Raw genomic sequence first — 12,174 nt, 5'->3', positions numbered from 1 at the left:
GTCAGATCACCTGTGCGCTTTCGGGTGCGAAGGAGATGTTGCCCTGGAAGGGCTGGTCCTTGGTGGATGCCAGGATTTCGGCGAGGTGTATGGGGCGGATACCGGAGTTGAGGCGGGAGAGGCCGCCGCCGACGTGCAGGAGGCAGGAGTAGTCGCCCATGACCAGGACCTCTGCGCGCGTGGACATGACGTTGGCGACTTTGTCGGCCAGCATCGACGTGGAAGTTTCGGAGTTCTTCATGGAGAAGGTGCCGCCGAATCCGCAGCAGACCTCGGCGTCCGGCAGGTCGATGAGGGTCAGTCCTTCGACCTGGCGCAGCAGGCGGTAGGGGCGGTCGCCGACCCTGGCGATGCGCAGGGAGTGGCAGGTCGGGTGGTAGGTGACGGTGTGGGGGAAGTATGCGCCCACGTCTTCCAGGCCCAGGACGTCGGTGAGGAGTTCGGTGAGGTCGTAGGTGTGCTGGGCGATGCGCTGGGACTGCTTGGCCAGCTCTGTGTCTCCAACGTGTTCGGCGACGACCTTCTGTTCGTGGCGTGCTGCGCCGGTGCAGGAGCCGGAGGGAACGACGATGGCGTCCCATAGTCCGTCCAGGACGGGCTCGAAGGCCTTGACGTGGTTACGGGTGATCTTCGCTGCGTCTTCAAAATAGCCGGTGTTGGCGTGCATCTGGCCGCAGCAGACCTGGCCTTCGGGGAAGACGACCTCATGGCCGAGGCGTTCGAGCAGGGTCACTGTCGCCTGGGCCGCCTGGGGGAACATGACGTCTGCTAGGCAGGTGGAAAAGAGAGCGATGCGCACGGGGGATCCTTCCTCGTAGGTGCTGTCAGTCTCAGGTTATGACTAGGTCGGAGGTCCCGGGGTGTATTCTCGTGTCCGCTGTGTGGAGGATGGCGCGTGAGCGGCGAATTCTCGCGGAAAACTAAAGAAAAATCATCGTCGAAAAATCCCTTGTATCCGAAAGAAATGAGGCGCATGGAAGGCGACTTAGCTCAGGGTGAGTTTTCGTTTTTCATTTTTGCGATGGTCGCGAGTGAGCGCACTGGCACCTCGGCCTCGACAATGGACGAGGCCCGGGCCGGGGATTGTGGGTGAGTTGCTATCCCATCACTCCCTCTCCCGTCACGACGACGAGGTGGCAGTCCGCGGAAACGGCGAGCTCCTGGACCTTGAACGAGCCGAAGGGAGAGGAAGACTTGGTCGTCTTCGTCTCGAGGGTCTCATTGGCGTGGTCGGCGGGGATCATGGAGAAGTGGCAGTCCTGGGGCACGTATTGGTAGAGGCCCGGATAGATGCCGGGCTGGAGGGTATTCGTATTGTCTGTCTTGACGCTGAGCATCTCGATTGCTTCATCGGAAATGGTCGGGACGCCAGTCATCCAAAATTCGGGTTCGATGTTGACGTCACAGAAGCCAGTGCGAGAGTACGCGAGGGTGAGGTGAGTCTCCGTCGCCTCCAGGTCTGACCAATGCTCGTTGAGAATGTCAACCATTTCTTGAATCTCCGGTTTTTCTTGAAGGTGTGTTGAAACTCAGCGAATCGGGGATCTATCTTCGATGCAGCGGGTTTGGTGTTGTGGCTGGACGAACGCCCGGAGGAGGACGGGAGGCACGCGGAGACCAGAGCGATAACTGCGAGAGTTGGAGCGAGAATCTTGAGTGGGAGCTTAATATGTGTCGTTAAGGTCGGTGTGCTAGCCCTGGAGGCCATCGCCGGTGACAAGGATGAGGTTACAGTCGGCAGAGAACACGAACTCGCGGATCTCGAACGAGCCCCATTCCGAATAAAACTCGTTACGAGCGGTATCGAGGACCTTGTTGGCGACGTCGGGGTCAACGGTCGTGAAAGAGCATTCCTCGGGCACGTACTGGTAGAGGTCGGGGTGGATGCCGGGCAGCAACGAGGATTCGCCGATGTTGTCGTCGACGAGCATAGCGATCGTCGTATCGGGGACTGTGGCGACGCCGGTCAGCCAGAATTGGCGGTCGGGCGTCGGCTGCCAGGATGCGCCATCCCGGAAATGGGCTACGACGACGTGTCCTTCGGTCGCTCCCAGTTCGGGCATACGCTCGTTAAATGAATCGATGCGCTCCTGTACCTTCAGCTCGTCATCGGTCTCATACGTGAACTCGGCGAAGCGCGGGTCGTGGGGGAGATGCACCTTGGGTTTTCTTGGCACAAAAGGGTAGCAAGCCGCGCTCAGCGCCGCGACGATGACCAACGGTACGAGAGTGCGAAATAAGAGTTTCATGCCTACCTTACGTAAGAGAACCATCGCTGATGGACAGAAACAAGCCCTCCTAGCCGCGCCTGATCTCGCCGACTACCAGGACCAGGTGACAGTCCATCGAGGCGGCGAACTCCTTGATTGTGAGGGAACCATACTTGCTGTTCATGCTTGTCTTGTTGGTTTCAAGGACCTTGTTCGCATGGTCCGATGGAATGGTTGGGAAATGACAGTCCTGAGGCACGTACTGGTAGAGCTCAGGGTAAATTCCGGGCAGTGTCTTCGCGTCACCGCTCGCACCGGCCTGGAGTCTCTTGATCGTCTCGTCGGGGACTGTGGCAACCCCGGTGTACCAGTGCTGCCGATCCGGGGTGGGCAAGAGACTCCAACCGGTGGGAATCAAACCTGCTGCGAAATGGCCCTCGGTTGCCCCGAGAGCGGGCATACGTTCATTGAAGGAATCCAGCTGGTCGCCGAGCTTTGGGTCGCCCTCGGTCTTTGACGTGAATTTTGTGAAGCGCGGGTCGTGGGGGAGCTGCACCCGAGGGTTCCTAGGTGCAAAGGGGCTGCATGCGGTGAGCGCCACGACGACGACCAACGGGGCAAGAATGCGGAGGGAAAGTTTCAAGGTCACGCTCCAATGCACATGGAGACGTAGTTGAAGTTCCACTTGTCTTTGGCGTGAACCGTGACCGTGGCGGTGACTGTGTCTCCCGAGACCTGGACATTCGTTTCGGTGTAGCTGCTGTAGCCGCCGACAGTCTTCTGCCAGTTTTCCGTCTCGGGGTAGTAGCCGCTGTTCGTGCGCATCGGCGAGTGAAGGGTGACGTTTGTGTTCCCCGATTTCACGGCCTCGTTGGCTGCCTGCAGAGACCCATTCAGTTCGTCATTGACAAAGTTGCGAATGCCAGCATCTTCCCGGTACGCCTTGTCGTAGTCGAAACGCATGGGGGTTCCTTTTCCTTCTCGGAAATGACGATACATTTTGCATGCGTCGGGCATGCCTCCGATTGCTTCCGCCCCCTCGAGCTTGAGCCCCCATTTTGCCCAGTTAGCGCGGTCCTCCAACGTCTCTTTTCCCTTCTTGGAGCCGTATGGAAAATCGTCGTCGAAATTGATCGTTCTGTCGGGTTGGCTGGTTGAGTAGCCTGACGAGGACACGAACGAGGGAGCGGTGCTGACTCCTGCGATGGGTGCCTCGTATTCGTATTGCTCAAACATCCTGACGAGGGCATGCAGACGTTTCGTTACCTGTGCAGCTAGGATGAATGCCCCGCCGACAGATGCGGCAGCCATCAGCGCAATATTTGGACGAACCTGCCAGTCATCGGTGACAGTCATCTGGAGTGTCTTAAGCTCCGCAATGAACGCCAGGATGTGGGCTTGCCGTAATTTCTTTGCCTCGACGTAGGTCGTGACGGTCTTTTTCATCGCCTCGAGATCATCGATGTGCTTCTGGGTCTGCTCCTGGATGTGAGAGAGCCTGCTCTGTGCGGCATTGCTGCTCTCACCTTCCCACCCGGATACGATGTGTGACGTTGCTTTTTCGATATCGGAGATTTTGTCTTTGTTGGATTGGATGGACATCCGGATCTGTTGGAGCAGTGGGTCGAACGCGAGGACGTCCAACCCTTCGAGTTGGGATCTGGTGATCATGATGTACTTTAGCTTTTCTGCAGACTGCTGAGGGATTGAGAAATCTGGGCTTCGGTGGCCTCGAAAATCTCGATGGTTGTCCGTAGGTTCTGGCGAGCATCACTGATGTTGCTTCTCACATGGTCTTCCTCTTTGTTGAGCTCTTCAAGAGGGCGGTGAAGCCTGCCGATGTACGTGTTGCAGCAGGGCTGTGCTGGGGGATCGGATAGACCAAATCCGATGCTTGCACCGCGACCCAGACAGTCAATCGCCGCCCTGATTTCTTCGCTCGAGAAACGCAAGTTTGCCACGCTAATCTCCTTCGTTGGGATGTATGCAGCGAGACTACTCGGGGGTGCCCTCGGAAGCAAATCCCCCCGAGAGCGCGGGGATCAGGCCGGCATGTACGCGCCGAGCCAGCCCTGCGAGGAGACGAACACGAGGATGCACAGGACCAGGAGCAGGCCGATTGAGTAGGGAGCGGCCTTCTTGAGGATCTCCGCGTCCGAGCCCTCGGAGTCCACGGAAGTCGCCGCGATCGCCAGGTTCTGGGGGGAAACGATCTTGCCGATGCCGCCGCCGATGGTGTTGGCGGCCAAAAGGATGCGCGGATCCAGGCCCGCCCCGGTGGCCGCGGTGGACTGGAGGTTCGCGAAGAGCGCGCCCGCTGAGGTCGCGGAACCGGCGACTGCCGTGCCGATCCATCCCAGGATCGGGGAAAGGAAGGCGAATGCCGCCCCCGTCGTGGCCAGCGCGGCACCGATGGAGGTGGTCTGCCCGGACAGGTTCATAACGAAGGCCAGGGCCATGACGGAGGCGATCGTCAGGATCGCCATGCGCAGCGAGTAGATGGTGCGCGGCAGGACCGCGAACATCTGGGGAATGGAGGTAGCGAAGCGTCCGCCCGAGGAGTTCGATCCGTACACGATCGCCACGATGATGCCGGTGACGAAGATCCACGTGCCGGGGTTGGACAGGATCTGCAACGTGTAGATCGCAGCGGTTGAGGGCTGCCCGTCGGCGCCCAGCAGGGAGCCGTAAATGCCGGGCCAGGGGATGTCGCGGTCTGTTGATTTCAGCAGATCAGGCAGGCTTACGCCGATCCTCCACAGCTTGGTGATCGCGATGATCACGACGACCAGGACGTAGGGCATGAGAGCCAGCGCGATGCGGGATCCGGAGGGCTTATCCGACTCGTCCGCGCTGGTCGCACAGTCCTGGGGGGTCGTGGGGCTCCACACGAGCAGGAACACGTAGCAGGCCGCAAATCCCAGGAGGGAGGCGACGACGGCGGTCAGCTCGTAGGAAACGGAGGGGGTCACGAAGTGGCCCACGCCGGCGGCGGCACCGGCGACGAGGGCGAGGGGCCAGAGCTGACGAACGCCGCGGCCGCCGTCCAGGATGAAGAGCAGGAGGAGGGGGATGAAGAGGCAGAAGATCCAGGTCAGGTGACCCATGTTGGCGGCCACGGCCGTTGCGTCGGCGCCACCCAGGCGACCGGCTGTCGTCGTGGGGATCGCCATGGCACCGAAGCCGACGTTGATCGCGTTGCCGACGACGGTGACGACGGCGGCCTTGATCTTCGGCACCCCCAGGGTGACGAGCATCGCGCAGGTGATGGCAACGGGAGCGCCGAAGCCAGCCAGTCCCTCGAGAAGGCCGCAGAAGCAGAAGGCGACGATCAGGGCCTGAGCGCGCTGGTCGCCACGCCCGATCGTGTTAAACACGGCCTTCAGGTCGGCGCTGCGGCCCGATTTCTCGGTCAGGTTGTACAGCCACACGGCCGCGATGATGATGTAGATGATCGGCATGAAGCCCATTGCCGCCCCCTGCGTGCCCGCCAGGAGTGCCATGCCTATCGGCATCTGGAAGGCGAAGATCGCGATGACGAGGGAGAGTACGAGCGCGATGATCGAACACCAGTGGGTCGCGACCTTGAACACGCCCATGAGGACGAAGAAGACAGCGAGGGGGAGGAGGCCCACGACAGCGGTCAGGAAGACATTTCCTGCCACGGCCGTCGTCGACGGGGTAAAGGTTTGGGCTACGAATAGGGGGGTCATTGATGCTCCGCGCGTCGGTGTGTGGGACATTGGACCTAATTATCATGACATACGAGTGGGCATATGCACATATTTTGAGCATATTTAAGTGTGCGAAGGTCCGCCCCTGCCCGCACTGCCCCCGCTTCCACTGCGCGCCCCGCTCGAAGCGTCTCGAAGCATCGGGAGCGCCGATAGACTACACAATGTGAAGACTACATCCCGCGTCCCCATCCCCTCGGGGGTGCGCATGCCGATCCGTAAGTACCGGGCGTTCCTGGACAAAAACCCTATCGAGCTGCCGGATCGCCAGTGGCCTTCTAAGCGCATCACGAAGGCTCCGCGTTGGATGTCAACCGACCTGCGCGACGGTAACCAGGCGCTGATCGAGCCAATGGACCCGGCACGCAAACGTCGTATGTTCGATCTGCTGATTACGCTGGGGTACAAGGAAATTGAGATTGGTTTCCCCGCGGCATCGCAGGCCGACTACGATTTCGTGCGCGCGCTGATCGAGGACGACGCGGTGCCCGAGGACGTGACGATTTCGGTGCTCACCCAGTCGCGCCCGGAGTTGATCGAGCGCACGGTCGAGGCCATGGTGGGCTTCCCGCGCGCAACGGTCCACCTGTACAACGCGACGGCGCCCGTGTTTCGGGAGGTGGTCTTCCACGCGGATAAGGCGCAAACAATCGAGCTGGCCCAGTCGGGTGCACGCGAGGTGATCGCTCAGGCGGAAAAGCGTCTGGGGGACGAGACGATCTTTGGATTGGAGTATTCGCCCGAGATTTTCGTCGATACCGAGCTGGATTTCGCGCTCGAGGTGTGCGAGTCGGTCATGGACGTGTGGGAACCCGGACGTGGTCGCGAGATCGTTTTGAACCTGCCCGCCACGGTGGAGCGTTCGACGCCGAACGTGTTCGCGGATCAGATTGAGTGGATGAGCCGGAACCTGTCGCGTCGCCAGTATGTGGCGCTCAGCGTCCACCCGCACAATGATCGCGGTACCGGCGTCGCCACGGCTGAGCTGGCGCTCCTGGCCGGTGCGGATCGTATCGAGGGCTGCCTGCTGGGGCATGGCGAGCGCACAGGAAACGCGGATCTGGTGACGTTGGGCCTAAACCTGTTCAGCCAGGGCATCGATCCGGGTATCGATTTTTCGGACGTGGACGCGATACGCCGCACGGTGGAGCACTGCACGCAGATGGATACGTCCCCGCGCGCGCCCTACGTGGGCGACCTGGTGTACACGAGCTTCTCGGGTTCTCACCAGGACGCGATCAAAAAGGGATTTGCGGCCAGAAAGAGTGCGGTCGACGCCGCGGGTGGCGATGAGGAAGCGGTCATCTGGGAGCTTCCGTATCTGCCGATCGACCCGCATGACGTGGGCCGCTCCTACGAGGCCGTGGTGCGAGTGAATTCGCAGTCCGGCAAGGGAGGGGTCGCTTATCTGATGTCGACGGCACACTCCCTGGAGCTGCCCCGCCGTCTGCAGGTGGAGTTTTCCCGCATCGTGCAGCGTCACACGGACACCTACAGCGGCGAAGTCAACCCCACCACGCTGTGGCAAACCTTTGCGGACGAGTACCTGCCGACCAGCGCGGCGCCGGGCTTGGAGTCGTGGGGGCGTTTCGAGCTGCGCTCCTCGCAGGTGCGCACGGCCGACGATGAGCTGGTCGAGCTCACGGCGGTCTTGGTCGATAGCGGTGTGCCGACGAACGTTCGAGCTTCGGGCAGCGGCCCTGTTGACGCTTTCGTGTCGGCGCTGCACCGCTTCGACCTGGACGTGCGCATCCTGGATTACTCGGAGCATGCGATGAGCCAGGGGCGCGATGCCCGCGCCGCCGCCTACGTGGAGGCCGCGGTGGACGGCCAGATCGTGTGGGGCGTGGGCATCGACCCGTCAATTACGCGCGCCTCGTACAAGGCCGTTATTTCGGCGGTGAATCGAGCTCTGCGCTGATTTGTCCCCTCGCTCACGCGCGCCTCGTTACGTGCGCGTCAAGGAGTCGGTTGGGTTATCCGAAAAGACGGTGAGCGCGCGCCGGATCTGCCCGTGCAGGATCCGAGAGATTCTTTCGGTCAGGATGTGGGGGTCGGTGCTCATGCCGGTCGCGAGCCATTGGGACACGTGCCCCAGCACGGAGAGCGTGAAGTGATCGGTCACGAAGAGCCGGTCGTCTTCGGTGACGTTCAGGCCATCGCTGAAGTGGTCAACGATGGGTTCCATGACGGTGCGCAGCTGCTTGTGGAGGAAGATCTGGAGTTCCTCCATGGTGAGGGTAGAGACGGCGGAGCGGGTTTCCTCCGGGTGCGTCTGCATCCACACGAACATCGACAGCAGGCCGTCTGGCCAGTTTTCGTGGGTTGATTGGGCGGCGATCTGGTTGGCAACCTCGCGCTTGAAGACCCACACGGTCAGGTCGCGGATGCCGGAGAAGTGGTAGTAGAAGGCCTGGCGGGTGACGCCGGCGGCGCGCGTGAGCCCGGAGACCGTCACCTTTGACAGGGGCACGGTCGTGAGCGCCTCGCGCAGGGCGTGGGCGAGCGTTGTTTTCGCATCGGTATGGGCCATGGGGGATCCTCGTCGACAGCAAAAGGGGGGCGTGCGAACTGTACATGTCTGAGTGTGGAACTGTTAAATCCCACCTCTAGGCATGGTCAAATAATTGTATAACGTGGCGAGCCTCGCGGTCGCGTTCTGCCGGTCGTGAGGATCGCGCGCGCCCGACGTAGCGCGCCGCCCGGAGGGCGCGGTGTCCGCTGATTTTCTTGCGAACCGGTTCGGGAGAATGCCTGAATGCGGGCGGAGATAGCGTAACCCCGGCCTCGTTAACGTTCGCGAGGCCGGGGGCGGTGGCGCGTCTGTCTGAACGCGGTTGGTGGGAGTGTGCGTTACTTGGCCAGACGGGCCAGGGCGGGGGTGGTCTGGGCGGTCATGAGGATCCTCATGCGTGCGATCGCACGCGAGGGGTTGACTTCGAGGCCGGAGAGCATCCACTGCGCCATGTGGGCGGTGGTGGCCAGGGCGAAGTGCTGGGCGACGGCGTCGCGCGCCGTGGCCGAGGCCGAGGCGGGCAGGCGGGATTCGATGAGCTCCTGGATGTTCGAGGCCAGGAAGGCCCACAGGTCGTTTGCTTCGATGGTCTTCATGGCGGATGAGGTCTCGTCGCGATGGTCATGCATCCACATCATCGTCGCCTCAATGGCGTCCAGCCATTCCTCCGAACTGTCGGTCAGTCGTGATGTGATTTCCTCGCGGAAAATCCATGCGTTGAGGTCGCTGAGGGAGTTGAAGTGGTAGTAGAACGCTTGACGGGTGACCCCTGCGGAGCGTGTCAGTGCGCTGACAGAGATCTTTGACAGGGACGTCTGGGTGAGGGCCTGACGCAGTGCAGTGCCAAGCTTTTCTCGGGCATCGATCGGGGGTGCCATCTGTATCCTTCCTTCAATGGTTGCGGATAAACTATAATCAGTTACGAGAAAACTATCTATTTGAAAACTATCTGTCGCGTGTGCAATCGACCACGCTGTCAGTTTCTCATACTATGTTGACGTCGCGCGCGACGATATTTGTCGGTGGGCGTGACAGCGCACTTCACAGACGGTTTCGCGCGGCGCGATGCGAGGCGTCGGCCAACGCCCCGGCCCGGTCCCCGTGACACAATGATGCCGTGATGAAGTCCTACCGAGACGAGGCGATCGTCCTGCGCACCCACAAGCTGGGTGAAGCGGATCGCATCATCACGCTGCTCACCGCTGAACACGGTCAGATCCGAGTCGTGGCCAAGGGCGTACGGAGAACGACCTCCAAGTTCGGTGCGCGCGTCGAACCCTTCTGCGTCATCGACGCGCAACTTCATCGCGGGCGCACCCTCGACACCCTGACGCAGGTTGTCTCCATCGCCCAATACGGCGACGCGATCGCGGCGAACTACGACCTCTATCTGGCAGCCACCGTCATCGTTGAAACCGCCGAACGTCTCACGGCTGACGCCACCGACGGCACCCACTCGCAGTACCTCCTGCTCCTGGGTGCCCTCAACGCCATGGCGCGCCGCAGGCACGATCCGACCCTGATCCGAACCTCCTACACCCTGCGTGCGCTCGCCCTGGCGGGGTGGGCGCCCTCGTGCTTCGACTGCGCCGTCTGCGGGAAGGCGGGGCCGCACGCGTCTTTCTCGATCCCGGAAGGCGGTACCGTCTGCGACGCGTGCCGTCCCCCCGGCGCTTCCTCCCCGGCGCCCGATACGCTCGCCCTGCTCGGCCACCTTCTCAGCGGAGACTGGGAATTCGCGGACCGGTGCGAATCCTACGCGCGAGATGAGGCCACGGGCCTCATCTCGTCGTACACTCAATGGCACCTCGAACGTCGCCTCCGCTCACTGACCCTCATCGACAGGAGCCACCCATGACCCACGCGCGCCCCACCCCCATGGACCGCGCCCCCACCGACCCCTCGGCGCCGCTGCTGGGACCCGGTCAATGGCATCGCAGCGCGCCCGACTTTGGGCGCGGCGAGATCCCCGACCACGTCGCCCTCATCATGGATGGAAACGGCCGGTGGGCTAACGGCCGCGGCCTGGCCCGAACCGAAGGCCATCGGGCGGGGGAGTACGCCCTCATGGACACGATTGCCGGGGCAATCGACGTCGGCGTGCGGTACCTGAGCGTCTACACCTTCTCGACCGAAAACTGGAAGCGTTCGCCCGCCGAGGTCTCTTTCATCATGAACTACGCTTCCGACGTGCTCGCGAGGCGGACCGACCAGCTCGCCGAGTGGGGGGTCCACGTCCGGTGGAGCGGGCGACGCCCGAGGCTCTGGAAGAGCGTCATCAACGCCCTGGAGAAGGCGGACCGAGCCACGTCGCACTGCTCCACTCTGGACCTCGTCATGTGCGTCAACTATGGAGGCAGGGCCGAGCTGGTCGATGCTGCGCGCTCGATCGCCGGGGAGGTGGCTTCCGGCCGACTCAGCCCCCGCGGTGTCACCGAGAAGACGCTGGCGCGTCACCTCTACCTGCCCGATGTGCCCAACGTAGACCTCATGATTCGGACCTCGGGCGAGCTAAGGATCTCCAACTACCTGCTGTGGCAGATGGCGTACGCCGAGATGATGTTCGTCGACACCCCCTGGCCCGCGTTTGACCGCGAGGAACTGTGGGGGTGCCTGGAGGAGTTTACCGGACGCGAGCGGCGCTTCGGCGGGGCAGTCGAGCGCGCGTCCAGGGCCTAGGCGTTTTCTGTTTGCAGCGCCGGTTCGGATGAGTGGCGCCTGCGACGACTGTAGGCGATCTTGGCGGCGATCATCCCGGCGATCAGCGCCAGCCCCGCCCAGCCCCACGGAGAACCGGCCACCGCGCGGACCGCGGCCGCAAATACCGCCAGCATGCCGAGGCCGTACAGGAGTGCCCAGATGACGCACCCCGGCACCATGGCGACCGTGTAGGTGCTCCAGCGCATGCGCACCAGCCCGGCGCCCGCATTGACCGCCGTTTGCACGCCGACCGTCAGGAAACACAGGGGAATGATGATCAGGCCCCACCGGTCGAGCATCTTCGCGCCCTTGCGGGGGATCGGGCCGTCGAACCAGTTGGCGATGCCCCCCAGGAGGCCCCCGCGTCCCGAGGCTCGCAGTGCCCCGGATGCCGCGCCGCGCGCGAGCCAATAAGTCAGCTGCGCGCGTGAGAAGACGACGAAGAAGAGGAAGACGAAAAGCCAGATGCCGTCCCGGGCGAAGGCCGGGACCAAGGAATCGATACCCGCAGTGTGCACGTAACCCCCAGAGGATGACAAACGAAACGAAGCCTATCCTAATACGATTGTGGTCGGCGGTGAAGTTTCGTTTGTCTCAGCCGTCAGCGGGTTGCGTGCCTGCCCTGGCACGACGAGCACACTCCGAACAGCTCGAAGGAGTGTTCGACGTCGCTGAATCCGGTGGCAGCCGCGATGCTGTCCACCCAGGATTCGATCTGTGACGGTTCGATCTCTTCCGCGAATCCGCACTCTCGGCACACCAGGTGGTGGTGATGGTGGCGGGTCGTGCAGGATCGATAGAGGGTCTCGCCGTCGGAGGAACGCAGCGTATCAACCCTGCCGTCCTCCGCGAGGCCCTGTAGCGAACGGTACACGGTCGCCAGCCCCACCCGGTGTCCTCGGACGTGCAGGTCCTCGAATATCTGTTGGGCGCTGCGGAAATCGCTGATGCGCGTCAGCTCATCCAGGACGGCCTGGCGCTGCTTAGTCATCCGTTGCATGTATTTTCCCTCTCC

The 12,174-nt window shown here is 62.2% G+C and carries 15 protein-coding genes; 4 read left to right on the top strand and 11 right to left on the bottom strand.

The annotated features are described in order from the left end of the window. Position 1: 1 nt before the first annotated feature. Positions 2-799: a (Fe-S)-binding protein gene (locus BLT68_RS03710; protein ID WP_050695027.1), complete on the bottom strand. Its 798-nt coding sequence runs from the start codon at positions 797-799 to the stop codon at positions 2-4. A gap of 96 nt (positions 800-895) precedes the next feature. On the opposite strand from BLT68_RS03710, the gene BLT68_RS09080 reads away from it, so the two are divergent. Continuing rightward, positions 896-1,093, top strand: coding sequence for a hypothetical protein (locus BLT68_RS09080; RefSeq protein WP_131800065.1), 198 nt, complete (start codon positions 896-898; stop codon positions 1,091-1,093). A gap of 4 nt (positions 1,094-1,097) precedes the next feature. Here the strand turns inward: BLT68_RS09080 and BLT68_RS03705 are convergent, their stop codons facing one another. The 6 genes from BLT68_RS03705 to BLT68_RS03680 all read right to left on the bottom strand — a co-directional run bounded on the left by BLT68_RS03705 (position 1,098) and on the right by BLT68_RS03680 (position 5,923). Continuing rightward, positions 1,098-1,490 (bottom strand): hypothetical protein, encoded by a 393-nt coding sequence (locus BLT68_RS03705; protein WP_050695026.1) that lies wholly within the window; start codon positions 1,488-1,490, stop codon positions 1,098-1,100. Positions 1,491-1,691: 201 nt separating this feature from the next. Beyond that, positions 1,692-2,249, bottom strand: a complete 558-nt coding sequence (locus tag BLT68_RS03700) for a hypothetical protein (RefSeq protein WP_050695025.1) — start codon at positions 2,247-2,249, stop codon at positions 1,692-1,694. 49 nt (positions 2,250-2,298) lie between these two features. Further along, positions 2,299-2,766, bottom strand: coding sequence for a hypothetical protein (locus BLT68_RS03695; protein WP_232618773.1), 468 nt, complete (start codon positions 2,764-2,766; stop codon positions 2,299-2,301). A gap of 89 nt (positions 2,767-2,855) precedes the next feature. Further along, on the bottom strand, positions 2,856-3,881 hold the full coding sequence (locus BLT68_RS03690) for a hypothetical protein (RefSeq protein WP_131800064.1): 1,026 nt from the start codon (positions 3,879-3,881) through the stop codon (positions 2,856-2,858). 8 nt (positions 3,882-3,889) lie between these two features. Next, positions 3,890-4,171, bottom strand: a complete 282-nt coding sequence (locus BLT68_RS03685; protein WP_074632880.1) for a hypothetical protein — start codon at positions 4,169-4,171, stop codon at positions 3,890-3,892. A gap of 81 nt (positions 4,172-4,252) precedes the next feature. Next, entirely contained in the window at positions 4,253-5,923 is a 1,671-nt protein-coding gene (locus BLT68_RS03680) for an L-lactate permease (RefSeq protein ID WP_074632879.1), read from the bottom strand. Between the two features lie 187 nt (positions 5,924-6,110). Between BLT68_RS03680 and leuA the strand changes: the two genes are divergently transcribed. After that, on the top strand, positions 6,111-7,865 hold the full coding sequence (leuA, locus tag BLT68_RS03675; RefSeq protein ID WP_074632877.1) for a 2-isopropylmalate synthase: 1,755 nt from the start codon (positions 6,111-6,113) through the stop codon (positions 7,863-7,865). A 27-nt stretch (positions 7,866-7,892) separates the two neighbouring features. On the opposite strand, the gene BLT68_RS03670 is transcribed toward leuA, so the two are convergent. Both BLT68_RS03670 and BLT68_RS03665 read right to left on the bottom strand, forming a co-directional pair. Beyond that, on the bottom strand, positions 7,893-8,477 hold the full coding sequence (locus BLT68_RS03670; protein WP_050695020.1) for a TetR/AcrR family transcriptional regulator: 585 nt from the start codon (positions 8,475-8,477) through the stop codon (positions 7,893-7,895). 320 nt (positions 8,478-8,797) lie between these two features. Next, entirely contained in the window at positions 8,798-9,337 is a 540-nt protein-coding gene (locus tag BLT68_RS03665; RefSeq protein ID WP_050695019.1) for a TetR family transcriptional regulator, read from the bottom strand. Between the two features lie 242 nt (positions 9,338-9,579). Between BLT68_RS03665 and recO the strand changes: the two genes are divergently transcribed. Together recO and uppS are read left to right on the top strand one after the other, a co-directional pair. After that, positions 9,580-10,317, top strand: coding sequence for a DNA repair protein RecO (recO, locus tag BLT68_RS03660; RefSeq protein WP_070778165.1), 738 nt, complete (start codon positions 9,580-9,582; stop codon positions 10,315-10,317). Continuing rightward, positions 10,314-11,138, top strand: a complete 825-nt coding sequence (gene uppS / locus BLT68_RS03655; RefSeq protein ID WP_074632875.1) for a polyprenyl diphosphate synthase — start codon at positions 10,314-10,316, stop codon at positions 11,136-11,138. Before recO ends, uppS begins: the two co-directional genes overlap by 4 nt. Here the strand turns inward: uppS and BLT68_RS03650 are convergent. Next, a complete protein-coding gene (locus tag BLT68_RS03650) occupies positions 11,135-11,677 on the bottom strand; it encodes a DedA family protein (protein WP_074632874.1) in 543 nt (180 codons plus the stop codon). The two genes, uppS and BLT68_RS03650, sit on opposite strands and share 4 nt — an antisense overlap. A gap of 83 nt (positions 11,678-11,760) precedes the next feature. After that, on the bottom strand, positions 11,761-12,159 hold the full coding sequence (locus tag BLT68_RS03645; protein ID WP_050695015.1) for a Fur family transcriptional regulator: 399 nt from the start codon (positions 12,157-12,159) through the stop codon (positions 11,761-11,763). Positions 12,160-12,174: the final 15 nt, after the last annotated feature.

Origin of the sequence: Schaalia meyeri (assembly GCF_900105015.1) — a bacterium.
Taxonomy (GTDB): domain Bacteria; phylum Actinomycetota; class Actinomycetes; order Actinomycetales; family Actinomycetaceae; genus Pauljensenia; species Pauljensenia meyeri.
The sequence above is the reverse complement of the archived record's forward strand: the minus strand, read 5'-3'. Positions and strand labels throughout refer to the sequence as shown.